Source organism: Microbispora sp. GKU 823 (assembly GCF_002027145.1).
Taxonomy (GTDB): Bacteria; Actinomycetota; Actinomycetes; order Streptosporangiales; family Streptosporangiaceae; genus Microbispora; species Microbispora siamensis.
This window is the reverse complement of record NZ_MWJN01000022.1, coordinates 77,036-101,660: the sequence shown is the minus strand read 5'-3', so window position 1 is coordinate 101,660 and position 24,625 is coordinate 77,036. Positions and strand designations below refer to the sequence as shown.

Genomic DNA, 24,625 nt, shown 5'->3' with positions numbered 1-24,625 from the left:
GCCAGGCGCGCGCCAGCACCGAGGTCAGCAGCCGGTGCGGTCCGAGCTGCCCGGCGACGACCGCGTCGGGCCGGGTGCGGGCGACGACGGCCGGCAGGTCGATGTGCGCGTGGTATCCCCCGGCGAGCAGCATGGGGACCACCACGACCGGTCCCGCCACCCGCGACAGCACGTCGGACAGCAGCGGCGCGCTGATCTCCAGGAAGCCGAGTTCGACCGGCGCGCCGGGCCGGGCGCGGCGCACCCGGGCCGCCAGGGAGTCCATGACCGACTCCCAGTGGCCGCTGCGCGCCCCGTGCGCGGCCATCACCAGAGTCGGGGTCACCGCTCGTCCCGGCCGCAGGCGAGGCGGTAGCCGCGCTTGACGACGGTCTCGACGATGCCCGAGGGGCCGAGTGCCCGGCGCAGACGGGTGATGGCCATCTCGACCGCGTGCTCGGCCGAGTCGCGGGAGGGCCGCCGGGCAGCACGACCCGCAGGTCGGCCCGGTTCACCACGTGCCCGGGACGCTCGGCGAGCCGCTTGAGCACGGCCATCGGGGCGGGCGGCAGCGGCTTGAGCTCGCCGTCGACCACCACGGCGTGGCCGCGGATCTCCAGCTCGTGCCCGCCCGCGACGAGCCGCGTGACGCCGCTTTCCGGCAGGTGGCGGGCGAGGGTCCGGGCGAGCGCGCCGAGGCGGGCCCGGTCGGCTGGACGACCGGCACGCCGCGCTGGGTCAGCGGCCCGGCCGTGACCGGGCCCACGCAGGCCGCGACCACGCGGGTGCCGAACGCGGCGAGCAGCGCGTCCTCCAGCCCGTCGGCGCGGGCGGCGCCCAGCATGGCCAGCACGGCGGGGCGCGCTGGTGAAGGCCACCGCGTCCACCGAGCCGGTGATCGCCTGGCTGATCAGGCGGCGCAGCGGCGAGGTGTCGCGGTAGGGCAGCCACCGGTAGACCGGCACCTCGATCACCTCGGCCCCCGCTTCCCGCAGCGCCGCGACGAAGCCGTCGAGCGGCTCGCCGTGCAGTTGCACGGCGATGCGGCGGCCGTGCAGATCCTGCGCGAGCAGGTACTCCTTGACCTCCTCGCACGACTCGGTGGCCGGCGTCCAGAAGTCCACCAGGCCGGCCGCGCGTACGGCCCCGCGCGCCTTGGGGCCGCGGGCGAGCAGCCGCGCGCCGCCCAGGTGCGCGTTCAGGTCGGCGGCCAGGCCCCAGCCCTCCGCCGCCGCCATCCACCCGCGGAACCCCACGCCCGTGGTGATGACCACGTCGTCGACGGGCGCCTCCAGGCAGGCCCGGGTGGCGGCGAGCAGCCCGGCGTCCTCCGCGAGCGGCACGATGCGGATCGCGGGCGCCGCACGACCCGGGCGCCCCGCCGTTCGAGGAGCGCGGCCAGCTCCTCGCTGCGGCGGGTCGCCGTCACCCCGATCGTGAACCCGGCCAGCGCGTCCGGCGCCGTCTCCAGGCTCATCGGGGCACCGTCCACGAGTGCGGGGTCCACCAGCGCGGTCATACCACGCTCACCTCCACGGTTCCGTCGGTGACTCGAATGGGATAGGTCGGTACGGAGACGCCGGAGTCGTCCGCGCACACGCCCGTCACCAGCGAGAACACCTGCTTGTGCATGGGCGAGGCCACGGTCGGCTCGCCGTTCCTGGTGCCGACGATGCCCCGGGACATCACGTACGCCCCGCTGAAGGGGTCGAGGTTGCCCAGGGCGTACAGGGCGCCGTCGAAGGTGCGGAAGACCGCCACCTGCCGTTCGCCGACGAGCACAGCCGCGCCCCGCTCGGGCAGCAGGTCGGTGTAGGAGCAGACCGGGGTCCAGTGGCCGGCAAGGGCCGGGGTCTCGTCGAGGATGGTCATGTGCGGGTCACCTCCAGTGGGATAAGCACCGGCTTGATCTGGTCGCGCTCGGTCTCGAAGGAGATCGAGGGGTCGGGAACGCCGGGGGCGTTGACGAAGCTGACGAAGCGGCGCAGCTTGTCGGGGTCCTCGATGGTGGCGCGCCACTCGTCGACGTACGTGGACACGTGCCGCTCCATCTGCGCGTCGAGTTCCGCGCAGATGCCGAGCGAGTCCTCCATGATCACCTCACGGAGGTAGTCGAGCCCGCCGTCCAGGTTCTCCAGCCACGCGGCGGTGCGCTGGAGCCGGTCGGCGGTGCGGATGTAGAACATCAGGAACCTGTCGATGGTCCTGACCAGGTCGTCGGTGGACAGGTCGGACGCGAGCAGGTCGGCGTGGCGGGGCTTGAAGCCGCCGTTGCCGCCCACGTAGAGGTTCCAGCCCTGCTCGGTCGCGATGATGCCGAAGTCCTTCGACCGGGCCTCGGCGCACTCCCGGGCGCAGCCGGAGACGGCCGACTTCAGCTTGTGCGGCGAGCGCAGCCCCCGGTAGCGCAGCTCCAGAGCGATGGCCAGGCCCACCGAGTCCTGCACGCCGTAGCGGCACCAGGTGGACCCGACGCAGGACTTCACCGTCCGCAGCGCCTTGCCGTACGCGTGACCGGACTCGAAGCCGGCGTCGACGAGGCGGCGCCAGATGGCGGGCAGCTGCTCGACCCGGGCCCCGAGCAGGTCGATGCGCTGCGCTCCGGTGATCTTCGTGTAGAGCCCGAACTCGCGGGCCACCTCCCCGATCACGATGAGCTTGTCCGGGGTGATCTCGCCGCCCGGGATGCGCGGGACGACCGAGTAGGTGCCGTTCTTCTGGATGTTGGCCAGGAACTGGTCGTTGGTGTCCTGCAGCGCGGCCTGCTCGCCGTCGAGAATGTGACCGCGGCCGAGGGAGGCGAGGATCGAGGCGACCGCGGGCTTGCAGATGTCGCAGCCGCGGCCGGTCCCGTGCTCGGCGATGAGCTGGGAGAACGTCGTGATCCCCCGGACGTTGACGATGTCGAACAGCTCGGCCCTGCTGTGCGGGAAGTGCTCGCACAGCGCCTTGCCGACGTCGACGCCCGACTTCACGAGGATCTGCTTGAGCATCGGCACGCAGCTTCCGCAGGTGGTGCCGGCCCGGGTGCAGTCCTTGATGCCCTGCACGTCGGTCAGGCCCTTGTCGGCGATGGCCGCGCAGATCCTGCCCTTGGTGACGTTGTTGCAGGAGCAGACCTGCGCGTCGTCGGGCAGGTCGACCGACGCCTTGCCCGCGCCGGCGAACAGCAGGTCACTCGGCGCACCGGGCAGCGGCTTGCCGACGAACGGCCGCAGCGCGTTGTACGGCGAGGCGTCGCCGACGCAGATGCCGCCGAGCAGGGTCGTGGCGTCGTCGCTGATGAACAGCCGCTTGTAGACGCCGCCCACGGGGTCCATGTAGGTGACGTCGAGCGCGCCCGACATGGCCCCGAACTGCGCGACCTCCACGCCCATCAGCTTGAGCTTCGTGGACATGTCGGCGCCGGTGAAGGCCGCGGACCCGTCCAGGATGCGCTCGGCGGCCACCTCCGCCTGCGTGTTGCAGGGCCCGACGAGGCCGTAGACCATCCCGCCGGCCAGGGCGCACTCGCCGATCGCGTAGATGTGCTCGTCGGAGGTGCGCATGCCCTCGTCGACCACGATGCCGCCGCGCTCTCCGACCTCCAGGCCGCAGTCGCGGGCGAGCTCGTCGCGCGGCCGGATGCCGGCGGAGAAGACGACGACCTGCGCCTCGATCGCCTCGCCGTCGGGCTTGACGAGCGACGTGACCCGGCCGTCGGGGCCGGCCTCGATCGAGCGCACGCCCGCGCCCGTGTGGATCGTCAGCCCGAGCCCCTCGATGTGCCCGCGCAGCACCGAGCCGCCGCCCTCGTCCACCTGGCGCGGCATGAGCCAGCCGCTCATCTCGATGATGTGCGTGTCCAGGCCGAGCCCGCGCAGGGCGTCGGCCGCCTCAAGGCCGAGCAGGCCGCCGCCGATGACCACGCCCGCCCGGGCGTCCCGCGACGCGTCCCTGATGGCGTCCAGGTCGTCGATCGTGCGGTACACGAAGCAGCCCGGCAGGTCCCGGCCCGGCACCGGCGGCACGAACGGCGCCGACCCGGTGGCCAGCACCAGCACGTCGTACGGCTCGCTGTCGCCGGCGTCGGTGGTGACGGTGCGGTTCGCGCGGTCGATCGCGGTGACGCGGACGCCGGTCCTGAGCCTGACGCGGTCCGGAACCGGATAGGTGAGGTCCTCGACACTCTTGCCGCTGAGGTAGGAGGTGAGCGCCACCCGGTCGTAGGCCGGGCGGGGCTCCTCCCCGAAAACGGTGACCGTCCCGTCGAAGCCCCGGCCGTCGAGCGTCTCGATCAGGCGGTGTGCCGCCGGGCCGTGTCCGACAACGACGAGGCTCATGCGCTTACGGTCCCTCATGCGCTTACGCCCTCCTGCTCACACAGCCAGCCGACGATGCCCTCGACCGCGTCGCGGCAGCTCCCGCAGCCGGTGGTGGCCCTCGTCGCGGCGGCCACGGCCTCCACGTCCCGCGCGCCGGACTCCCAGCACGCCCTGATCTGGCCCTTCGTCACGTTGTTGCACTGGCAGACCCGGGCCGAGTCCGGCATCCGGGTCGGGCTGTCGGCCACCGCCGCGCCGCCCACGCCCGCGAGATCGGGGAACAGCAGCCCGGTGCGGTCGCCGGGCAGGGGACCTCCCCGGTCGAAGAGCTGGGTCAGCGTGCCCACCGCGGAGGTCTCGCCCAGCAGGATCGCGCCGACCAGCCGGCCGTCCCGGATGACGAGTTTGCGGTAGGTGCCCTTGTGCCGGTGGGAGAAGCGGACGATCTCCGCCTCGTCCTCCGTCAGCTGCGTCTCCCCCATCGCCGCGAGCTCCACACTCCTGGCCTTGAGCCGGGTGACCAGCCGCGAGCCCCGGTAGCGCGCGCCCTTGTCGGCGCCTGTGACGAGGTCGGCCACGACCGACGCCTGCTCCCAGCCGGGGGCGACCAGTCCGTAGACCCGGCCGGCGTGCTGGGCGCACTCCCCGATCGCGAAGATCGACGGGTCGTCGGTGCGCAGCTCGTCGTCCACGACGACGCCGCGCTCGACCTCCAGCCCCGCGTCCCGGGCGAGGCCGACGACCGGGCGCACGCCGCAGGCGAGCACGACCAGATCGGCGTCGATCAGCTCGCCGCCGGCGAGTTCGACGTGCCGCTCCCGGATCGCGCTCACGGTGACGCCGGTGCGGATGGCGACGCCGAGCGCGCCGAGCGTCTCGCGGAGGATGAGCCCGGCCTCCTCGTCGAGCTGGCGCTCCATCAGGTGCCCGGCCAGGTGCAGCAGCGTCACCGGGACGCCCCGGCCGGCCAGGCCGCGCGCCGCCTCGATGCCGAGCAGCCCGCCGCCGACCACGACTGCGCTGCGCGCGCTCGCGGCGGCCTCCCTGATCCGCTCGCAGTCGTCCAGCGTGCGGAACGCCGTCGCCCGCTCCACGCCGGGGATCGGGGGGACGACCGGGCTCGCTGCCCGTGGCGAGCACGAGCACGTCGTACGGCTCTCGCGTCCCGTCGGCGGCGACCACCGTCTGGCAGTCCCGGTCGATCGCGGTGACCGCGACACCGAGGCGGGCGGTCACGCCGTGGTCGGCGTACCAGCGCGGGTCGAGGAGCCGGACCTGGTCCGGACTCGACGTGCCGGCCACCACGTTCGACAGCAGGACCCGGTTGTACGGCTGCCACGCCTCGGCGCCGAACACCGTGATCTTCACGTCCTTGTCCCGGGCGCGGACCTCGCTCACCAGGCGCGAGCCCGCCATCCCGTTCCCCACCACGACGAGCCTCACGCGACACGCTCCCCGTCTTCTGCGCACCGCTCGATCGCGGCGGCGCAGACCTTGAACTCCGGCATCCGCGACACCGGGTCGAGCGCCGGATTGGTGAGCAGGTTGACGCCCTCCCAGTGGAACGGCATGAACAGCGTGTCCGGCCGGATCGAGGCGTTCACGCGGGCCACGCCCTCGGCGGCGCCACGGCGGCTGCGCACCCGGACGCGGTCGCCGGGGGCGACGCCCAGCCGCTCCGCGAGGTCCGGATGCAACTCCACGAACACTTCGGGCGACGCCTGCGTGAGCGGGCGGATGCGGCGCGTCTGCGCCCCCGACTGGTAGTGGGCGAGCACCCGCCCCGACGTCAGGTAGAGCGGGAACTCCTCGTCCACGTCCTCGGCGGGCGGACGGTGGTCCACCGGCACCAGGCGGGCCCGGCCGTCCGGGGTGGCGAAGCCCTCCAGGAACGGCCGCGGGGTCCCGGGGTGTGGATCGGAGTGGGGCTCCCCCGCCGTCTCGGGACACGGCCAGAACACGCCGGTCTCGGCCGCGATCCGCTCGTAGGTGATGCCGGAGTAGTCGGCGACGCCCCCGGCGGAGGCCCGGCGCAGCTCGTCGAAGACCGTGCGCGGGTCGGCGGGGAACTTCTCGCCGCAGCCGAGCCGCTCGGCCAGCCCGTGAAGGATCTCCAGGTCGCTGCGCGCGCCGGGCGGCGGCGCTGCGGCCTGGCGGCGCAGCAGGACCCGGCCCTCCAGGTTCGTCATCGTGCCCGCCTCCTCGGCCCACTGGGTCGTGGGGAGCACGACGTCGGCCATGGCCGCGGTCTCCGACAGCACGAAGTCGGAGACCACGAGCAGGTCGAGCGCGTCCAGCCGCCGGGCGACGTGCCCGGCGCGCGGCGCGGAGACGACGGGGTTGGAGCCGAACAGCAGCAGTGCCCTCGGTCCCTCCGGCGTGCCGAGCGCGTCCAGCAGCTCGTACGCGGACCGGCCGGGGCCGGGCAGGCCGGCGGGGTCGATCCCCCAGACGGCCGCGACGTGCGCCCGCGCCGCCGGGTCGTCGATCTTCCGGTAGCCGGGGAGCTGGTCGGCCTTCTGGCCGTGCTCCCTGCCGCCCTGGCCGTTGCCCTGGCCGGTCACGCAGCCGTAGCCGGAGCCCTCACGGCCGGGCAGCCCGAGGGTGAGCGCCAGGTTGACGAACGCGGTGACCGTGTCGGTGCCCTTGGCGTGCTGCTCGGCGCCCCGGCCGGTCAGCACCATCGCGCGCTCCGCCTCCCCGAGGATCCGTACGGCCTCGCGCATCTGCGCGACCGGGACGCCGGTGACGCGCTCCACCCGCTCGGGCCACCAGGCCGACACGGAGGTGCGCACCTCCTCGAAGCCGGTCGTGCGGGCGGCCAGGTAGTCCAGGTCGGCGTACCCCTCGGCGATCGCGATGTGCAGCAGGCCGAGCGCGAGCGCGAGGTCGGTGCCCGGGGTGACCTGCAGGTGCAGGTCGGCCATCTTGGCGGTCTGGGTGAGGCGCGGGTCGACGACGACGAGCCGGCCGCCTCCGGAGCGCATCGCGGTCAGGTGCCGTACGAAGGGGGGCATGGTCTCGGCGACGTTGCCCCCGGCGAACAGGACGGCGCCGGCACGGGCGATGTCGGTGATGGGGAACGGCAGCCCCCGGTCCATGCCGAAGGCCCGGTTGACCGCGGCCGCCGCCGAGGACATGCAGAACCTGCCGTTGTAGTCGATCTGGCTGGTCCGCAGCGCGACCCGGGCGAACTTGCCGAGCTGGTAGGCCTTCTCGTTGGTCAGCCCGCCGCCGCCGAACACCGCCACGGCGTCCGGCCCGTGCTCCGCCCTGATGGCCTCGATCCGGGCCGCGACGTGGTCGAGCGCCTCGTCCCAGCTCACCGGGCTGCCGTGCAGCAGCGGGGTGGTGAGCCGGTCCTGCGAGGTCAGCAGCTCCGCCGCCGTCCAGCCCTTCTGGCACAGGCCGCCGGCGTTGGCCGGGATGTCCTCACGCGGGGTGATCTCGCCCTTCGCGACGTACATGCCGCACTGGAGCGCGCAGTACGGGCAGTGGGTGGCCGAGCCCACGGTCGTGCCCACGGCGGCCTGTGACATCACAGGATCGGGAGCGTGTAGTGAGATCGGCATGGATCCGATGGTGCTGACAGGCGGTTTCACCGCTGGGTCCCTTCTGTTACCGCTGTGCTACAAGGCGCCAACCGCGCTAACTTCGGCGAGCGCGGCGTGTGAGAGACCCCGTCGTCTCGAAAGCTCACTTGTGCTGTCGCCGCTCGTGAGGCATGAGTCCGGAAAAAGGCGGGCGCCGCGCGGGCGCCCGCGAGAGGCCGCGTCTCAGACCCGGGCGGCCGCCAGGCTCGGCGCCGACTTCGCTCCCAGGGTGCGCATGTAGCAGAACCAGGTGAGCGCGAAGCAGACGGCGTAGAAGGCGGCGAAGGCCGCGAGCGCCGCCCCCGCGCCGCCCGTGGCGGAGATGGAGCTGCCGAACCCGCGGTTGATGAAGAACCCGCCGAAGGCGCCCACCGCGGAGATGAACCCGATGGCCGCCGAGGCGTCGCGCTTGCCGGTCGCGAGCGCCTCCTCGTACGCGGGGGTGCCGGGCTCGACGCCGGCCACCGCCTTCGCCCGGAAGATCGCCGGGATCATCCGGTACGTGGAGCCGTTGCCGACGCCCGCGGTACCGATCAGCAGCATGAACGCGGCGAAGAACAGCACGAAGTTGCGGGCCGACATGGCCTGCCAGACGAGCAGGACCGAGGCGATCATCGCGGCGAAGTTCCAGAACGTCACCGAGGCGCCGCCGAGGCGGTCCGACAGCCAGCCGCCGACCGGCCGGATGAGCGACCCGACCAGCGGGCCGAGGAACGCCAGCGAGGTCAGCGCGGCGTGCTCGGGGAACTGCGACTTGATGAGTAGCGGGAACGCGGTGGAGTAGCCGATGAACGAGCCGAAGGTGCCGATGTAGAGGACCGACATGATCCAGGTCTGCGCCCGGCCGGCCGCCTTGGCCATCTCCCTCGGCTCGGCCTTGGCCGAGGTCAGGTTGTCCATGCAGAAGTACGCCCCGGCGGCGGCGGCCAGGACGAAGGGCACCCAGAACAGTCCGGCCGCGGCCAGCCCGAACCCGGCGATGACCAGCGGCATCAGCAACTGCACGGAGCTGACGCCGATGTTGCCGCCGGCCGCGTTGAGGCCGAGGGCGGCGCCCTGCCTGTTCTGCGGGAAGAAGTAGGTGATGTTGGCCATGCTGGAGGCGAAGTTGCCGCCGCCGAGCCCGGCCGTCGCCGCGATGAGCAGGAAGGCCCAGTAGGGCGTGCCCGGGTCGTTCACGGCCACCGCGAGCAGGACGGCGGGCACCAGCAGCAGCATCGCGCTGACCACCGTCCAGTTCCGGCCGCCGAACCGGGCGGGCGCGAACGTGTAGGGGATGCGCAGTGCCGAGCCCACGAGGTTGGGCAGCGAGACGATCCAGAACAGCTGGTCCGTGGAGAACTTGTAGGCGCCGAGCTTGACCGAGACGATGCTCCAGACGGTCCACAGCGTGAAGCCCAGATGCTCGGCCAGGATCGAGAACGCCAGGTTCCGCCGGGCCACCTTCTTGCCGGTGCTCTCCCAGAAGACCGGATCGTCCGGTCGCCAGTCACCGATCCAGCGGCCCTTCCGGGGTACTTCCGGGGCCGTGCGCGCCGCCTGCGTCGCCGTCATCGTTCCTCCCGCATCGTCTGTCGGCTGGGGCCGGAAACGAAGGTAGGAAGAGCGCGTTACGCACTTTGACCAAGCGTGACCGTGCGGCCGTTACATGTGCCGCACCCGCGAAACATGCAATCCACACGCATAACGGAGGCAACATCGGGTTAACACGGGCCCGCCTCTCGCGCGGCCCTCGTTTCGTCCGCGTGACGCCGGGCGAACGGCGCCCGGACCGGCCGTCGTCACGCAAGGTCAGCACCCCCGCCACGGCCCGTACGCGGGTATTTCGGGAAATTCCCGCGATCGCGGTAGCGCCATTCCATGACCGGACTGCGGCGTTTTCCCCTGCGGCATGGCACGGACATTTCGGTTGACATGTGACCGGTTTTCCGCGCGCAGGAATATCCGCGGCGGGGAAAGGGGATATCGATGCCGCCTCCCGCCGGACGAGGGCCCCCGAGGGCCCGCGCGCACTCGGGGAGGACGGATGCCAGCGGTCTCACGCCGCGCGTTTCTTTCGACGGGGCTCCTCTGGTCGGCGTGCCTGCCCGCGGCGATCCTGACCGCGCAGGGCGGGCTCGTCGCGTCGGCCACGCCCGTCTGGGCCGGGAACCGCCCGCGGCGGCCACGCGTGTACACCCGGTCGGACTGGAAGGCCGATCCGCCCAGGAGCAAGGCCGAGGTGCTCGACCGGGCGCCCGACCGGCTCGTCGTCCACCACACGGCGACGGCGAACACGGGCGCGACCGACCTCGACGCGGCCTTCCGGCTGTCCCGGACGATCCAGCGCTACCACATGAAGCACAACGGCTGGGAGGACATCGGCGAGCAGTTCACCGTCAGCCGGGGCGGATACGTCATGGAGGGCCGCAACCGCTCACTGCCGGCCGTGGAGGCGGGCAAGCACGTGATGGGCGCGCAGGCGGCCGACCACAACGACCACACGCTGGGCATCGAGACCGAGGGGACCTACACCTCCTGCCTGCCCCCGGCCCGCCAGTTGTCCGCGCTGACCGCCCTGCTGGCCTGGCTGTGCGACGCCTACGCGCTCGACCCGCACGAGGCCATCGTCGGCCACCGCGACCTCAACCGGACCGCCTGCCCGGGCGACCGTCTCTACGCGTACCTGCCGCAGTTGCGCGACGACGTCGCGCGCCGCCTGGGCGGGCGCGGGTCCGGGCGGAGCGAGCCCAGGCCGCCGCGTCTCGCGCTGCCCGAGGGTCCGTACGAGGGAGTCGCGCTCATCGGTGACCTGCCGTTGGAGCACGGTCCGGCCGTGGGCCCGCACGACCTGACCCGCTGACGGCAGCCGGCGATCAGTTGAGCGCGAGGAGGCTGACGGCGACGGCGGCGGCGCCGAGCCCGGTGAGCTGGCTGCGGTGGATGCGTTCGGCCAGGACGACGCGGGCCAGCAGGACGGTGCCGGCCGGATAGAGCGCGGTGATGACGGCGACGACGGCGAGGTCTCCGCTGCGGGCGGCCAGGAGGAAGGCGAGGTTGGCCAGGGAGTCCAGCATGCCCGCGGCGGCGCACAGGGCGGGCGCGGGGCGCCGGTCGCCGAGACGCTCGCGGAGCAGGGCGGCCGCGGTCAGGACGAGGGCGGAGGAGACGGCGCGGCCGGCGATGATCGGGGCGAGGCCGCTGTCGGCGGGGCCTGGTGGAGGCAGATGAGCTGGGCGGCGATGGCGGCGCCCGCGCCCAGGGCCAGCAGCAGGGCCGTGCGGCTGGGCCGGGAGGCGCCCGAGCCGGGGCCCGCGCTGACCAGGACGACGGCGATCAGCGCGAGCGGGAGGCCGAGCAGGGCGTAGGTGGTGAGGTGTTCGCCCTGGGCCAGGCCGAGGCCGACCGGCAGGACGGCGGAGACCAGCGCGGTGATGGGGGAAAGCACGCTCATCGGACCGATCGCCAGGGTGCGGTAGAGCAGCGCGAAGGCCGCGGCCGAAGCGGCTCCGGACGCGGCGCCCCAGGCCAGCGCGGCCGGGCTCCAGTGCGCGCCGAGGAAGGGCCACAAGGCGAGCTCGACGGCGAGACTGGCGGGAGCCGCGATGACGACGGTGCGCAGGACGTGCGCGCCGCGGGCGCTGAGCCCGCCGAGGAAGTCGGCGCAGCCGTACGCGAGAGAGCTGGCCAGGGCCAGCAGAAGAGCGGTCACAACGCATACCTTTCAGTGGAACGACCGTAAGGTACAATAGAGTGACCGACAGGAGGGATGGCAAGCGGTGGGGCAGACGGCGGCGGCGCTGCGGGCGGTGGCGTCCAACGTGAAGGCGGCCCGGCTGCGAGCGGGCCTGTCCGTGGAGCAGCTCAGCGCCCGGGCGCAGGTGAGCAAGGGAGCGCTGGTCAGCCTGGAGAACGCGCAGGGCAACCCCAACCTGGCCACGCTGGTGCGCCTCGCCGACGCCCTGGGCATGTCGGTGTCGGCCCTCACCGAGGGCCGCGGCATCGCGACATCCAGATCGTGGAGGCCGCCGACACCGAGCCGCTGTGGACCGGCGAGCACGGCGGCGAGGCCCGCCTCATGCTCACCACCAGCGGCCCGGCGCCGGTGGAGGTGTGGCGCTGGCGCCTGCACCCCGGCGAGGCGTATCCCAGCCATCCCCACCCGGACGGGGTGGTGGAGACCGTCAGCGTCATCCACGGCCGCCTGACCCTCGTCCTCGACGGCGCGGAACACCAGGTCCCCGCCGGGGCCACCGCCACGTTCGACGGCGGCGTCCCCCACACCTACCGGGGCGGCGGCGCCGAGCCCTGCGAGCTGCTCATGACCGTGCACCTGCCGCCGCACACCGGCGGCGGTTAGCGGCCCTTCGACGAGCCCGGCCGTCAGAGCCGCTCGACGTTCGGCCCCCGGCAGCGGTTGCGGGTGTCGAAGACGAAGGCGCTCTCGCGCTGGACCAGGGCGTAGTCGAAGCAGTCGTGGTCGGTGAGGACCACGACGGCGTCGGCCGCCGCGATCTCCCGCGGCGAGGCGTCGGCGATCGCCACCCCCTCGGGCACGAGGGCGAGGTCGACGTGCGGGTCGGCCGCACGCACGTCCGCGCCCAGCTTGCGCAGGTGCTTGGCCACCTCCAGCGCCGGGGACTCGCGGCAGTCGCCGGTGTTCTTCTTGTACGACAGACCGAGCAGGAGCACCCGGCTGCCGTTCAGGGCCTTGCGCCGGTCGTTCAGCGCCAGCACCAGCCGGTCGACGACGTGCGCGGGCATGTGGTCGTTGACGTCGTTGGCCAGCTCCACGAACCGGAAGTTGTGCCCCAGGCTGCGCTTGACCTTCCAGGACAGGTACGACGGGTCGATCGGCAGGCAGTGGCCGCCGACGCCGGGCCCCGGGGTGAAGCGCATGTAGCCGAACGGCTTGGTCGAGGCGGCGTCGATGGCCTCCCACACGTCGATGCCGAGCTGCCTGGCGAAGACCGACAGCTCGTTGACCAGGGCGATGTTGACGTGCCTGAAGGTGTTCTCCAGGAGCTTGCACAACTCGGCCACCTGCGGCGAGGACACGGGGACGACATGTTCGACGACGGCCTCGTAGAAGGCGCGGACCCGCGCGAGGGCGGCGTCGTCGAGACCGGAGACGACCTTCGGCGTGTTCTCCAGGCGCCACCGCGCGTTGCCGGGGTCGATCCGCTCGGGGCTGTAGCCGAGGTGGAAGTCGCCGGGGGCGCGCAGCCCCGATCCCTCCTCCAGGATCGGGCGCAGGTACTCCTCCGTCGTCCCCGGATAGGTGGTCGACTCCAGCACCACGGTCGCGCCCGGCCGCAGGCGTGGGGCGAGCGAACGGCCGGCCGACGCGATGTGGCTGAGGTCGGGCACGCCGTCGGTCAGCGGCGTCGGCACGGTGATCACGCAGACGTCGAAGCCCTCGGCGTCGGCGTAGTCCGCGCTGGCCCGGTAGCGGCCCGTCGCGTGCGCCGCCGCGAGCACGTCGTCGCCGATGTCCTCGACGTACGACTGGGCGGCGTTGAGGCGTTTGACCCGCCACTCGTCCACCTCGACGCCCACCACGCGATACCCCGCCTCGACCGCACGCATCGCGAGCGGCAAGCCCACGTATCCCTGGCCGATGACGACCAGTTTCTTCTTCATTCCAGGCCCCCGTCGTTCTAAGAATTCGATCATTTCGGCCGCGGCCATCTCGGGCGCAGTCACGCCGCGGGATGTACGCGTTGCGCTGCGAGTCGTCGCCTTCGGATCTCCACCCGCCATCGCATCACCGACGGCGTGGGAGGCGCCGTCACGGCCAGGGCCTGTTACCGTCTTCTTGGCCCGGGATTGCGATCCCTGGACAGAGGGTGATTCGTCGCCTCCCTGTTCTCACGCATCCGGTGACCATCACATGCTCCTGGCACCGGCTCGGGTGAACCGCGGTGACGCGTCCCGGCGGCCGCGAGTTTCATCAGCACCTGAAGGATTTCGGTTCCCCAGCCGTCGCCCGGCCCCTTCGCCAGGCTCCTCGGCATACTGGGCCGAATCGTTGTACATAGGACGCCCCATGCGCTCTGTATGAATTCTGCCGAGGTATTCTCCGATGATCCGAAGTGCGATCATCTGGGCCGCGGCGAACAGGCCTGCATTCCCACCCGGACCGTCCCGATCTTCGTGGTGGCCCACGAGAACGCGATAAGATCGTCACCCATTGTCACTATGCCGTAACTCGCACAGCGAATGCCGGCCACAGGAGCGTTGTGCTGCCCGTAATTCCGGGCCAGCAGCACGGCGCGGACGGCATCGCGCCTCTCGACGAGTTCCTGAGCGACTTCCCACGTATCGTCCACAGAGCCGTCGACGACGAGTACGACCTCGGACTGGGAGGCGGCGGTGGACAGGACGGCGAGAAGGCGCTCAACCAATGTGGGCAATGTCTGCGCGGACCGGTAACAGGGGATCACGACGGAAATATCGGTCATGACATCAGTCTGACCAACGCCCGTCCGGCACTCGGGCTACACGGCGGACTTTGCGTTATATTGATGAGCTTTAATCATATCCCTAATATGGGGCGACACGGGCGGCCGGTCTATCGGCGCGGATCGAGAGACGTATCCATATCGGCACCATGCCGCGCACCGGGGGCTCGGCGCCGACTTCAGTTCATTGACCGGTTCATGGAATTATTCCGCACTCGTCGGAAATATTTTGCAGACCCCCTCTTGCGCTGCGGATGATCACGGTGCCGCACCTGCTAGCGTGATCGCCTAAGTTCCCAAGCACCGGCCTCCTCTTCGGCTCGGCGACAAGACACCGCTGTATGCACCAGACTAAGGAGCGAGCCGAGAATGACCGACTCGATGCGTATAGCCCTGATATTTCATACTGCCGGTCGTCTCACACTCCTGCACGAGGCGTGCGTGAGGGCCGGCCACACACCGGTCGCCCTCGTTCATGCTCGCAGCCTCCGCCAGGGAAGGCCCACCAGCAAGACCTCCGCGGAGACCATCGCGGCCATCAGCGAGGCGCTGCCACCCGGCTCGAATCTATTGTTGCCCGGGAATGTCGACGGACTGGCTCAGGCGTTGGCCGGATATCATCCCGACCTCATCGTGGTCTATGGATTCCCCTGGAAGCTCTCCAGAGAGGTGCTACGAGCAGCGCGAATCGGTGTCATGAACATCCACCCGTCTCTCCTGCCCAAGTACAGAGGGCCGCTGCCCGTTCAATGGGCGGTCCGCAACGGGGACCCGGAGATCGGGGTGACGATTCACTGGATGACGGATGACTTCGACACCGGAAACATCATCGCGCAGAAAGGCGGCATCCGGATAGCAGAAGATCCGGTGCCCGCCGTCCTGTGGAAGGAGGTCGATCTGCTGGTCGAGGATCTGCTCGATGTCGCTCTCGAGAACGCAGCCGCCGGTGCCCCCGGTGAACCCCAGAGCGACGTCGATGCGACCTACGCCGGCTGGATGGAACCGGATTTCATGTTCATCGACTGGGCCCGCAGCGCCCGAGAGATACATAATCAGGTTCGCGCGTTCCGGTTCAATCTCTTCGGGCTTCGCGGCCCCTTCGGCAAGGTGCGCGGCAAATGGATGACGGTGCTCCGCACGAGGATCGAACCGGCGGAAGGCCTGCGGGTGGAGTGTGCGGACGGCCCGATCTGGATCACCGAAGCGATCTCGGCGGTACCCCCGGATCGGTGAACGGGCCGGGCTCAGCCTCGTCCCGCTCGCGCCGGCGATCCGCGAGCGTCGATGAAGGTGTTCCGCATCGCTGTGAAACTGATTGCGAGTGCGGGTCGTTAATGCGGTGCTATGGCCCGCCCAGCCTTTATGAATATTTACTCGGGCCTTAGTGTGCGCTTACGGGACATCCTCATCACCGCCCGACCCATGTGATTTACTTCGACGCCAGGAAGTAACCATCCGATGACCCAGCGGGCATGCGCCCTTTCGTCGATGCGCGGAATGCCCGGGTAAGGAAGATCGAGGCACATGGCAGCACTCACCTCCATCGGCCACGCCGGGCTCGCCGTCGAGACCTCCGCGTTCACCTTGGTGTTCGACCCTTGGATGAGCCCGTACGGCGGGTACATGGGATCCTGGTTCCAGTTCCCGCGAAATGACCACCTGGATGTCAAAAGCCTGACCTCCGCGACTTATGTGGCGATTTCACATGAGCATCTCGACCATATGGACACCTGGTTCCTCGAGCAGCTCAGCGACGAGACCACGGTGCTGATCCCCACCTATCCGTCGGACACCCTCATTGATCGGATCCGGGAAACCGGCGTCACGAATATCGTGCAAATCGCACCATGGGAGCGGTTCACCCTGAACGACGGGGAATCGTGGATCACCACGATTCCCCAGCCGTCTCCGCTGTACCACGATTCGGCGTTCCTCATTGTGGCCGAGGGCAGGTCGGTGCTCAATTGCAACGACGCGAAACTGATCGCGTCGCAGACCCGCCGCGCCAAGCACATGGCGGGCGGCCGGCTCGACGTCATGGCCGTCCAGGCCTCCTCGGCGACCTGGCACCCGATGCGTTACTCCTACGACGAGGAGGAGGAGCGGCGCATCGCCATGGAGAAGCGGGTCGCCAAGCTGGTCTCCGTCCAGCGCCTGATCCGTGCCACCAGGCCGGAGCTGGCCATCCCCTTCGCCGGCCCGCCCTGCTTCCTCGATCCGGAGTTGCGCGACCTGAACTGGGTGCTGGACACCCACAACGGAGCCTTCGTCCACCCGGAGGCCGCCAGGAGCTGGCTGAGCGAGCACCTGCCCAGGCAGGCATTTGAGACATTGAAGCCAGGCGACCGGCTCGACCTGGAGACCTTCGAGGTGACGCGGGACCCCGTGTCGGCGGAGTTCAGCTTCACCGAGGGCGTCGAGGAGTACATCCAGCGCTACGCGGAGGACCGCGCGGAGATCCTCGACAAGCTCCGGGTCGACTATCCCGAACCGGGCCCCGACTTCCCCGAGCGCTTCGTCAACCACTTCCTCCGGCTGGGCACGCTCAGCACATACTTCCTCAAGCACATCGACATGACGGTCCGCTTCGAGATCACGGGGCCGAACGGCGGCGTCTGGGATGTCCGCATGAACGCCGACGGCCTGGCCATCGGTCCCGCGACCGCCGAGCGGCCCGGCTACACGATCAGCGTGCAGGGACGATGGGTCGAACCCATCTTGGCCGGCGAGCTCGCGTGGGAGGACCTGCTGCTGTCCCTGCGGATCCGCCTGCACCGCGACCCCGACGTGTTCAACGGCTACCTGGTCGGGCTGCTTAAGCACGCCAACGCACCGGCCCTGCAGGCGATCGAGGAATACGAGACCGGCAGGGACGAGGGCGATCGTATCGTCGTCACCGATGGCGACCGGACGTTCGAGATCGGCAGGTACTGCCCGCACGCGGGCGAGGATCTGTCCGAGGGCGCCGTCATCGAGGACGGCAAGGTCCAGTGCCTCGGCCACTTCTTCACCTTCGACCTCGCCACAGGAGAGTGCGTGAACGCCCGCTGCGCCCCCCTGGCGACCCGCGAGATCTCGACACCCTGAGTATGCCGTGCGGTATCGAGGACATCCGGCCTGCGTTGAGGAAGCCCACTCCACGACGGCGACGAGGAAGCCAACGTGACAAGCGACCGGCAGGCCATCACCGAGGAGCACCGGCGGCAGGCGAAGCTGCTCTGGGACTACCACCGGATGGGCCACACGCTGCGGCCCTGTGACGTGGCCATCGGCCTGGGCAGCCACGACCTCGGCGTGGCCGGGCACGCCGCCCAGCTGTATCACGAAGGGCTGTTCCCCCGCCTGGTCTTCACCGGGGGCAACAGCCCGGCCACACTCGCCTGGTTCCCTCGCGGAGAGGCCGTGCACTATCGCGAGCACGCTCTGCGACTCGGCGTCCCGGACGAGGTGATCCTGCTGGAGCCGAATGCAGCCAACACCGGAGAGAACATCACCCTGTCGCGTCAGGTCCTGGCCGCCGCCGGGATTCGTCCGCGGTCGGTGCTGTTGATCGCCAAGCCGTACATGGAGCGGCGCTCGTTCGCCACCGCCCGCAAGTTGTGGCCCGAGGTCGAGATCGTGTGCGCCTCCCAACCGCTGGCGCTCGACGAGTACGTCAAGGCCATCGGCGACGAGAAGCTCGTGGTCGACATGCTCGTGGGCGACTTGCAGCGCCTCATCGAGTATCCCGGGCGCGGGTTCTCCATCCCGCAAGAAGTACCGGAGGTCGTGCGCGCCGCCTACGAGGCGCTCCTCGGCGCCGGTTTCGACAGCAGGTTGCTGGCTTGAACCTCGGGCGTGTCGCCCCGAGGTGGCTGGACCCGCCCTGGACACCGGCGTGAGCGGGCCGTGTATGCATGCGCGCGTAAAACCCCGGCATGGACACCGCCGCACACGAACGTCACGTCCCGTCGACGATCGTCACGCCGCCCAGACTGACAGCGGTGGGGGCGATGCGGCGCCGAGCTTCTGACGTCGCCGCGCCGGGGCCGGCGAGCATCCTCGCGGAGGACCACCCGGCGTCCGATCGCGTGCCTGAACAGCACCTGGAGGATCGATGTGCGGGATAGCCGGAATGGCGTCCACCCTGACCCCGGACCCCGACCTGGTCCGCCGTATGTGCGAGGTGATCGTCCACCGCGGTCCCGACGGCGCCGGCTACCACGACGACCCGCACGCCTCACTCGGCATGCGCCGCCTGGCCATCATCGACGTCGCCACCGGGGACCAACCCGTCCGCAACGAGGACGGCACCGTCGTCGCCGTCTTCAACGGCGAGATCTACAACTATCCGGAACTCCGCCGCGACCTCGTCGCCAGAGGACATCGGCTCCGCGGCCAGGGCGACTCGGAGACCCTCGTCCACCTCTACGAGGAACACGGCGCCGACCTCGTCCACCGCCTCCGCGGCATGTTCGCCTTCGCCATCTGGGACCGCGCCCGCCAGCGGCTGCTCCTCGCCAGAGACCGTGTCGGCAAGAAGCCCCTGTACTGGCGGGCCGACGGGACCTCCATCCACTTCGCCTCCGAGCTCAAATCCCTCGCCCAGGATCCCCGGATGGCCCGCGGCATCGACCCCGTCGCCCTGCACCACTACCTGACCTACCAGTACGTCCCCGCCCCCTGGTCGATCTACGCGGGGGTGCAGAAGCTCCCGCCAGGTCACCTCCTCGTCTGGGAGCGGGGCAGGGTCACCGTCAGCCGCTACTGGAGCCTCGACCGGACCGGAGGCGGGCCGGTGGACGAGCGGGAGGCCGAGGAACAGCTCCGGGAGCTCCTGCTGGAGGCGACCAGGATCCGCCTGGTCAGCGAGCGCCCCATCGGCGCGTTCCTCTCCGGCGGCGTCGACTCCTCCGCCGTCGTAGCGGCCATGGCGATGCAGAGCTCCGGGCGCGTGAAGACCTTCTGCATCGGCTTCGATGACAGCAGGTACGACGAGCGGGACATGGCCCGCCTGGTCGCCGACCGCTACGGCACGGACCACCACGAGCTGGTGGTGTCCGCCGACCTCCTCGACATCCTGCCGCGCCTGGCATGGCACTTCGACGAGCCCTTCGCCGACTCCTCCGCGATTCCCACCTTCTACGTCGCGCAGCTGAGCCGAAGGCACGTCACCGTCGCGCTCAACGGAGACGGAGGCGACGAATCCTTCGGCGGCTACCAGCGGTACGCCCTGATGAACCAGGCCCGGAGAATCCCGGCCCTGCCCGGCCCGCTCGCCGCGGTGTCCTCGCGGGTCGGCGACCTCATCACCCGGAGGAGCCACTCACGGTCGCGCCTTCGGCGGCTCGGCCGGTTGATGCGCTTCGCCGCGGAGCGCCCCTCCCGCCGCTACGCCGGCCTCATGTCCTGCTTCACGCCGAAGCAGAAGGCCGAGCTCTACGGCGACGCGCTGCGTGACCGGCTGGCGGAGACGGACAGTCACCTGCTGCTCGAGGCGATCTACCGTGACTCCCCGGCGGGCACCGACCTCGGGCGCGTCCTCGACGTGGACGTCCAGAGCTACCTGCCCGGCGACCTGCTCGTGAAGGTGGACATCACCTCGATGGCCAACTCGCTGGAGGCCCGATCTCCGTTTCTGGACCATCGTCTGATGGAATGGGCGGCGGCCCTTCCTCTCGGCCTGCACATCCGTGGCGGCCGGACGAAGCTGCTGCTCAAGCGCGCGGTCGCCCCGTGGCTGCCGCCTGAGCTGCTGAACTGCCCGAAGCGGGGATTCGGCGTTCCGCTCGCCGCCTGGCTCCGCCGAGAACTGCGGGACCTCTCCCACGACATGCTCACCGATGACACCGCGCGGGGCCGGGGCCTGTTCCGTCCGGAGACCGTGCGGAGCCTTCTGCGCCGGCACGCTGCGGGCGAAGACCACAGCACGCACCTGTGGACGCTGCTCCAGTTCGAGCTCTGGCACCGCACGCACGCGGAGGCGGGCGGGCTCGTCACGGCGGAGGCCGGCTGCCCGCCCCCGGGACCGTGACAGGTCCATCGCCCATCCTGGCCGACACCGGAAACAGCCCTTCTCAGAGGGCTGAACACCACACCCCGGCCTCGGCCAGCACCATCCACACGAGCCGATGACATGCTGCGATTTCAGCTGAATGGCACGACTCGTCTTCTCCGGAAGGACCTTTTCTTGAATCTGCGACGCGCCGGACACGAGTCCACATTGCGCTATCTCGGGCACGCGGGGTTCGTCGCCGAACACCATGGGGTGCGCCTGCTCATCGACCCGTGGTTCTACCCGGCATTCCTGTACTCATGGTTCCCTTATCCAGATAACCGGTATCTGCTGGACACCGTCCGTAACGGGCATTTCGATTTCCTCTACGTCTCGCACGCCCACGAGGACCACTTCGACGAGCGCGTCCTCCGCACACTCGACAGATCGATCACGGTGATCGTCCCCCGGTATCGGTCGAAGATCATGGTGAAGCGCTTCTCCGCCCTGGGGTACGACAACGTCGTGGCCCTCGGCCACAAGGAGACCTATGAGCTCGCCCCGGGCTTCACCGCGACCATGTACCTGGACACGAGCCACAAGGAAGACAGCGGGCTGCTGCTCGACCTCGGCGATTTCCGGTTCCTCGATCTCAACGACTGCAACACACCGATGTCGGAACTGCCCCAGGGCGTCGACCTGCTGAGTGCGCAGTACTCAGGGGCCATGTGGTACCCCAACTGCTACGACTATCCGCCGGACGTGATGAGCAAGAAGGTGGACATCGTACGGGCAGACCATCTCGACACCCTCTATCGCAAGCTGCGGATCACGGAGGCGTCCGCCTACCTGCCCTCCGCCGGCCCCGCCTGTTTCCTCGATCCTGTGCTGGAGGCCTACAACGACCGCGATGCGACGATCTTCCCGCATTGGGAGGACGTCGCCGAAGAGTTCAGTGAGGCCTGCCCCGACGTCGAGGTTCTGCGGCTGTACCCCGGCGACGCGCTGCGGCTCGGGGACCGGCGGCGGGTGGAGCGTTTCCCCGGGGCGCGGACCTCCGAGGACCTCGCCGCCTACCGGGAACGGCGTCACGACGAGTGGAGCGCGTTCTACGACGAGCCCGCCGATCCGGTGACCGCCGAGGAGATAGAGGCCTACTTCGGCAAGCTCCAGCGGTACAACAAGCGCTTTCTCGGCGACTTTTCGAAGGACATCCGCCTGGTGGCCGACGGCCGCATGTGGGACGTCCGGCTGGGCCGTCTGGCCGAGCGGTTCGTCATCGAGGGCGAAGAGCCGTACGACCCCGAATACACCCTGCTGCTGTGCCCGAGGACCATGAGGGCGATCATCGAGGAACGGGTCGGCTGGGAGGAGGCCCTGCTGTCCATGCGCGTGGGCCTGCACCGGGAACCGGACGTCTTCGATCTCACGTTCATGAGCCTGCTACGGTACGGCAACCAGCCGGTGCAGACCCTCCAGATGCTCAGAGAGCGGCACAACACCGAGACCATCGAGCGCGACGGCCTGCGGATGCAGCGGTTCTGCCCCCACGCCGGTGAGGACCTCGCGTACGCCGCCATCCACGACGGGGTTATCGAATGCCCGCGCCACCACTGGAGATGGGATGTCGCGACCGGCAGGTGCGTCAGCGGGGCCACCTTGCCGCTGCGTGTGGAGCCCCTGGATCAGGCGGACGGAGCGTAACCATCCACGGCAAGCCGAGACAGGGGGCGGCATCCGCCTGGCGGGTCCCGCACGGCACGTGGCGCTCGGCACACGCGGGTGCGCCGGATGATCGGGATCGTATGCCAGGCCGAGATCCACCGGCGCGCCCTGGCGAACCTGGCCGCCCGGCCGAAGTTCCGCTGCCAGGACGTCCGGATCGAGCATGCGGACACGAGAATGTATGAGGTCCCCGGCGACGCGACCGTCGTGTACCTGTTCGATCCCGCCACCCTGCGGGAGGTCGGCAAGCAGGTGGTGGCGAGCCTTGATCGCGCTCCCCGTCCGCTGACGGTGGTGTACAACAACCCCCGCAGTGGAGCCGCGAGTGGGGGCTCGGTTTCGAACACGAGACGGTTCAGGACCACCTGCGCCTGTACCGCCGGCGGCCTTCCGCGAACACGGTCTGAGGCGTCGCACGTCCGGCGCGGGGCGGACCCCGCGCCGGGACGACGGGCGTGTACCGGTGATCGGCCGCCGGCCGGGCGCACCGCAGTGCCGCCGGGCGCTCCGCCAGTGGCGCGGTCAGGAATCGGCGGTCACGAGGCCGCGCCACCAATCCTGGTTGTCGCGGTACCACCGGACGAGCCGGGCGAGTCCCTCGTCGAAGTCGATCTTGGGCTCGTAGCCGATCGATCGGATCTTGCTGGAGTCGACCGAATAGCGCAGGTCGTGACCGAGCCGGTCGGGAACGTGCCGGACCATCTCCCATCCCACGCCGAACGCCGCGAGGAGCCGCTCGGTGAGTTCGAGATTGGTGAGCTCGGTCCCTCCCCCGACGTTGTAGATCTCCCCGGCCGAGCCCTTCTCCACGACGAGCTGGATGGCCCGGCAGTGGTCGTCCACGTGCAGCCACTCCCGCACGTTGCGGCCGTCGCCGTACAGCGGGACGGCCTTCCCGTCGATCAGGTTGGTGACGAACAGCGGGATGACCTTCTCGGGGTGCTGGTAGGGGCCATAGTTGTTGGTGCACCGGGTGACCCGTACGTCGAGACCGTAGGTGCGGTGGTATGCCCGGCAGAACAGGTCGGCGCCCGCCTTGGCGGCCGAATAGGGCGAGTTGGGCAGCAGCGGCTCCGTTTCGGTCCACGCCCCCGCCTCGATCGACCCGTAGACCTCGTCCGTCGAGACCTGGACGACCGTGCGGACGTCTGCGTCCAGCGCCGCCTGCAGGAGCCGCTGGGTGCCCTGGACGTTGGTCGTCACGAAATCCCCGGCGCTCGTGATCGAGCGGTCGACATGCGTCTCCGCCGCGAAGTTCACGATCACGTCGTGCCCGGGGACCACGTCTCGGAGCAGCCCGGCGTCGGCGATGTCACCGCGGACGAAGGTGAACCTTGAGTCACCCTCGACCGGGGCGAGGTTGGCCGGGTTGCCCGCGTACGTGAGCTTGTCCAGCACCGTCACGTGCGCGTCCTCGAAGCCCGGATACGCTCCGGACAGCAAGGACCTCACGTAGTGGGAACCGATGAAGCCCGCGCCGCCGGGAACCAGAAGCTTCATGCGCGCACCTGAACCTTGCTGTGGTCTCCGACCATGAGCTGATAAGTGTTGGGCACACCGGTCGCCCGGGTCACCTCGACGTTGCGGCCGATGAGCGAGTGCGTGAGTCCGGAGACGCCGCGGATCGACGAGTCGCCGAGCACGATGCTGTAGTCCACTTCCGCGTCCTCGAGCACGCAGCCCTCGCCGATGGACGTGTAGGGGCCGACGTAGGAGCGGCAGATCTTGGCGTCCGCGCCGATCACAGCGGGTCCCCGGATGACCGAACTCTCCACGACCGCGCCGGGGGCGACGATGACCCGCCCGGTTATCTCCGAGAGCCCGTCCACCGTGCCGCCGAGGTCGGGCTCGACCGCCTCGAGGACGATGCGGTTGCACTCCAGCATGTCCTCAAGCCGGCCGGTGTCCTTCCAATAGCCCGTGACGAAGTGCGACTGGACACGGTGGCCGGTGTCGATGAGCCAGGTGATGGCGTCGGTGATCTCCAGCTCACCCCGGGCGGACGGCCTGATCGCGCGTACCGCCTCATGTATCGCCGGCGAGAACGTGTAGACCCCCACGATGGCGAGATCGCTGCGCGGATGTTCCGGCTTCTCCTGCAGCGCGAGGATCTCCCCGTCCGGCCCGAGTTCCGCCACGCCGTAGTACTGGGGCTCGGCCACCTTGGTGAGCAGGATGCGCGCGTCGCAGTCCGCCGCGTGGAAGGCGTCGACCAGGCCGGTGATTCCTTCGACGAGGAAGTTGTCGCCCAGGTACATCACGAACGGATCGTCGACCAGGAAGTCCCGCGCGATGAGGACGCAGTGCGCGAGGCCGAGCGGCGCCTCCTGACGGATGTAGGTGACGTCGAGCCCGAACGCGGAACCGTCGCCGACCGCCTCCCGGACCTCCCGTCCGGTATCGCCGACGATGATTCCCACCGTGGTGATGCCGGCTGCCCTGATGGCCTCCAGCCCGTAGAAGAGCACCGGTTTGTTCGCAACAGGAACCAGTTGTTTCGCCGAGGTGTGGGTCAGCGGGCGCAGTCTCGTCCCGTTGCCGCCTGCCAGAACGAGTGCCTTCACCGCTCCTCGAGTCCTTCCATGGTTGCGCCCTTTGACTAGAAGG

General features: G+C 70.1%; 19 protein-coding genes and 3 pseudogenes. 8 read left to right on the top strand and 14 right to left on the bottom strand.

Annotated elements, in window-relative coordinates; genetic code table 11:
• The 8 genes and pseudogenes from B1L11_RS14565 to B1L11_RS14535 form a co-directional block, all read right to left on the bottom strand.
• On the bottom strand, nucleotides 1–325 hold a 325-nt coding region (locus tag B1L11_RS14565; RefSeq protein WP_256862536.1), incomplete at its 3' end, for a sirohydrochlorin chelatase.
• Nucleotides 326–515: 190 nt separating this feature from the next.
• Nucleotides 516–1,322 (bottom strand): annotated as a pseudogene (locus B1L11_RS54815) (uroporphyrinogen-III synthase); the annotation flags it as partial.
• A gap of 172 nt (nucleotides 1,323–1,494) precedes the next feature.
• The gene (nirD, locus tag B1L11_RS14555) at nucleotides 1,495–1,851 is read right to left on the bottom strand and encodes a nitrite reductase small subunit NirD (protein WP_079314969.1); all 357 of its coding nucleotides are present in this window, start codon (nucleotides 1,849–1,851) and stop codon (nucleotides 1,495–1,497) included.
• The gene (gene nirB / locus B1L11_RS14550; protein WP_079314968.1) at nucleotides 1,848–4,301 is read right to left on the bottom strand and encodes a nitrite reductase large subunit NirB; all 2,454 of its coding nucleotides are present in this window, start codon (nucleotides 4,299–4,301) and stop codon (nucleotides 1,848–1,850) included. Before nirB ends, nirD begins: the two co-directional genes overlap by 4 nt.
• A 14-nt stretch (nucleotides 4,302–4,315) precedes the next feature.
• Entirely contained in the window at nucleotides 4,316–5,377 is a 1,062-nt protein-coding gene (locus B1L11_RS54810; RefSeq protein WP_372974674.1) for an FAD-dependent oxidoreductase, read from the bottom strand.
• Between the two features lie 106 nt (nucleotides 5,378–5,483).
• Nucleotides 5,484–5,699 (bottom strand): annotated as a pseudogene (locus tag B1L11_RS54805) (NAD(P)/FAD-dependent oxidoreductase); the annotation flags it as partial.
• Nucleotides 5,700–5,722: 23 nt separating this feature from the next.
• The gene (locus B1L11_RS14540) at nucleotides 5,723–7,822 is read right to left on the bottom strand and encodes a molybdopterin oxidoreductase family protein (RefSeq protein ID WP_256862541.1); all 2,100 of its coding nucleotides are present in this window, start codon (nucleotides 7,820–7,822) and stop codon (nucleotides 5,723–5,725) included.
• Nucleotides 7,823–8,059: 237 nt separating this feature from the next.
• Nucleotides 8,060–9,430: an MFS transporter gene (locus B1L11_RS14535; protein WP_079314966.1), complete on the bottom strand. Its 1,371-nt coding sequence runs from the start codon at nucleotides 9,428–9,430 to the stop codon at nucleotides 8,060–8,062.
• Nucleotides 9,431–9,902: 472 nt separating this feature from the next.
• Between B1L11_RS14535 and B1L11_RS14530 the strand changes: the two genes are divergently transcribed.
• Entirely contained in the window at nucleotides 9,903–10,718 is an 816-nt protein-coding gene (locus B1L11_RS14530) for a peptidoglycan recognition family protein (RefSeq protein ID WP_079314965.1), read from the top strand.
• A 13-nt stretch (nucleotides 10,719–10,731) separates the two neighbouring features.
• On the opposite strand, the gene B1L11_RS50790 is transcribed toward B1L11_RS14530, so the two are convergent.
• Together B1L11_RS50790 and B1L11_RS50785 are read right to left on the bottom strand one after the other, a co-directional pair.
• Nucleotides 10,732–10,992, bottom strand: a complete 261-nt coding sequence (locus tag B1L11_RS50790; RefSeq protein ID WP_256862540.1) for an EamA family transporter — start codon at nucleotides 10,990–10,992, stop codon at nucleotides 10,732–10,734.
• Between the two features lie 11 nt (nucleotides 10,993–11,003).
• Nucleotides 11,004–11,567: a hypothetical protein gene (locus B1L11_RS50785; RefSeq protein ID WP_256862543.1), complete on the bottom strand. Its 564-nt coding sequence runs from the start codon at nucleotides 11,565–11,567 to the stop codon at nucleotides 11,004–11,006.
• Nucleotides 11,568–11,634: 67 nt separating this feature from the next.
• Here B1L11_RS50785 and B1L11_RS53990 point away from each other — a divergent pair.
• Nucleotides 11,635–11,775 (top strand): annotated as a pseudogene (locus B1L11_RS53990) (helix-turn-helix domain-containing protein); the annotation flags it as partial.
• A 98-nt stretch (nucleotides 11,776–11,873) separates the two neighbouring features.
• Nucleotides 11,874–12,215 (top strand): cupin domain-containing protein, encoded by a 342-nt coding sequence (locus B1L11_RS50780; protein ID WP_256862535.1) that lies wholly within the window; start codon nucleotides 11,874–11,876, stop codon nucleotides 12,213–12,215.
• A 23-nt stretch (nucleotides 12,216–12,238) separates the two neighbouring features.
• Here B1L11_RS50780 and B1L11_RS14515 read toward each other — a convergent pair whose 3' ends face one another.
• Nucleotides 12,239–13,498, bottom strand: coding sequence for a nucleotide sugar dehydrogenase (locus B1L11_RS14515; RefSeq protein WP_079314964.1), 1,260 nt, complete (start codon nucleotides 13,496–13,498; stop codon nucleotides 12,239–12,241).
• A gap of 458 nt (nucleotides 13,499–13,956) precedes the next feature.
• A complete protein-coding gene (locus tag B1L11_RS14510) occupies nucleotides 13,957–14,319 on the bottom strand; it encodes a glycosyltransferase (RefSeq protein ID WP_079314963.1) in 363 nt (120 codons plus the stop codon).
• A 369-nt stretch (nucleotides 14,320–14,688) separates the two neighbouring features.
• Between B1L11_RS14510 and B1L11_RS14505 the strand changes: the two genes are divergently transcribed.
• From B1L11_RS14505 to B1L11_RS14485, 5 genes are all read left to right on the top strand, one after another.
• Nucleotides 14,689–15,552, top strand: coding sequence for a methionyl-tRNA formyltransferase (locus tag B1L11_RS14505; protein ID WP_218671121.1), 864 nt, complete (start codon nucleotides 14,689–14,691; stop codon nucleotides 15,550–15,552).
• Nucleotides 15,553–15,843: 291 nt separating this feature from the next.
• The gene (locus tag B1L11_RS14500; protein ID WP_079314962.1) at nucleotides 15,844–17,406 is read left to right on the top strand and encodes a Rieske 2Fe-2S domain-containing protein; all 1,563 of its coding nucleotides are present in this window, start codon (nucleotides 15,844–15,846) and stop codon (nucleotides 17,404–17,406) included.
• A 75-nt stretch (nucleotides 17,407–17,481) separates the two neighbouring features.
• Nucleotides 17,482–18,147 (top strand): YdcF family protein, encoded by a 666-nt coding sequence (locus tag B1L11_RS14495; RefSeq protein WP_079314961.1) that lies wholly within the window; start codon nucleotides 17,482–17,484, stop codon nucleotides 18,145–18,147.
• A 268-nt stretch (nucleotides 18,148–18,415) separates the two neighbouring features.
• Entirely contained in the window at nucleotides 18,416–20,332 is a 1,917-nt protein-coding gene (gene asnB, locus B1L11_RS14490) for an asparagine synthase (glutamine-hydrolyzing) (RefSeq protein ID WP_079314960.1), read from the top strand.
• A 156-nt stretch (nucleotides 20,333–20,488) separates the two neighbouring features.
• On the top strand, nucleotides 20,489–21,997 hold the full coding sequence (locus tag B1L11_RS14485) for an MBL fold metallo-hydrolase (protein WP_218671120.1): 1,509 nt from the start codon (nucleotides 20,489–20,491) through the stop codon (nucleotides 21,995–21,997).
• A 543-nt stretch (nucleotides 21,998–22,540) separates the two neighbouring features.
• Here the strand turns inward: B1L11_RS14485 and rfbB are convergent.
• Both rfbB and B1L11_RS14475 read right to left on the bottom strand, forming a co-directional pair.
• Nucleotides 22,541–23,518 (bottom strand): dTDP-glucose 4,6-dehydratase, encoded by a 978-nt coding sequence (gene rfbB, locus B1L11_RS14480; protein WP_079314958.1) that lies wholly within the window; start codon nucleotides 23,516–23,518, stop codon nucleotides 22,541–22,543.
• Nucleotides 23,515–24,582, bottom strand: a complete 1,068-nt coding sequence (locus B1L11_RS14475; RefSeq protein ID WP_079314957.1) for a glucose-1-phosphate thymidylyltransferase — start codon at nucleotides 24,580–24,582, stop codon at nucleotides 23,515–23,517. Before B1L11_RS14475 ends, rfbB begins: the two co-directional genes overlap by 4 nt.
• Nucleotides 24,583–24,625 lie beyond the last annotated feature (43 nt).

Excerpts from the sequence above, each read along its gene's own strand:
- nirD (WP_079314969.1), bottom strand. The coding sequence starts at position 1,851 with ATGACCATCCTCGACGAGACCCCGGCCCTTGCCGGCCACTGGACCCCG.
- nirB (WP_079314968.1), bottom strand. The coding sequence starts at position 4,301 with ATGAGCCTCGTCGTTGTCGGACACGGCCCGGCGGCACACCGCCTGATC.
- B1L11_RS14540 (WP_256862541.1), bottom strand. The coding sequence starts at position 7,822 with ATGTCACAGGCCGCCGTGGGCACGACCGTGGGCTCGGCCACCCACTGC.
- B1L11_RS14535 (WP_079314966.1), bottom strand. The coding sequence starts at position 9,430 with ATGACGGCGACGCAGGCGGCGCGCACGGCCCCGGAAGTACCCCGGAAG.
- B1L11_RS14530 (WP_079314965.1), top strand. The coding sequence starts at position 9,903 with ATGCCAGCGGTCTCACGCCGCGCGTTTCTTTCGACGGGGCTCCTCTGG.
- B1L11_RS14515 (WP_079314964.1), bottom strand. The coding sequence starts at position 13,498 with ATGAAGAAGAAACTGGTCGTCATCGGCCAGGGATACGTGGGCTTGCCG.
- B1L11_RS14510 (WP_079314963.1), bottom strand. The coding sequence starts at position 14,319 with ATGACCGATATTTCCGTCGTGATCCCCTGTTACCGGTCCGCGCAGACA.
- B1L11_RS14505 (WP_218671121.1), top strand. The coding sequence starts at position 14,689 with ATGACCGACTCGATGCGTATAGCCCTGATATTTCATACTGCCGGTCGT.
- B1L11_RS14500 (WP_079314962.1), top strand. The coding sequence starts at position 15,844 with ATGGCAGCACTCACCTCCATCGGCCACGCCGGGCTCGCCGTCGAGACC.
- asnB (WP_079314960.1), top strand. The coding sequence starts at position 18,416 with ATGTGCGGGATAGCCGGAATGGCGTCCACCCTGACCCCGGACCCCGAC.
- rfbB (WP_079314958.1), bottom strand. The coding sequence starts at position 23,518 with ATGAAGCTTCTGGTTCCCGGCGGCGCGGGCTTCATCGGTTCCCACTAC.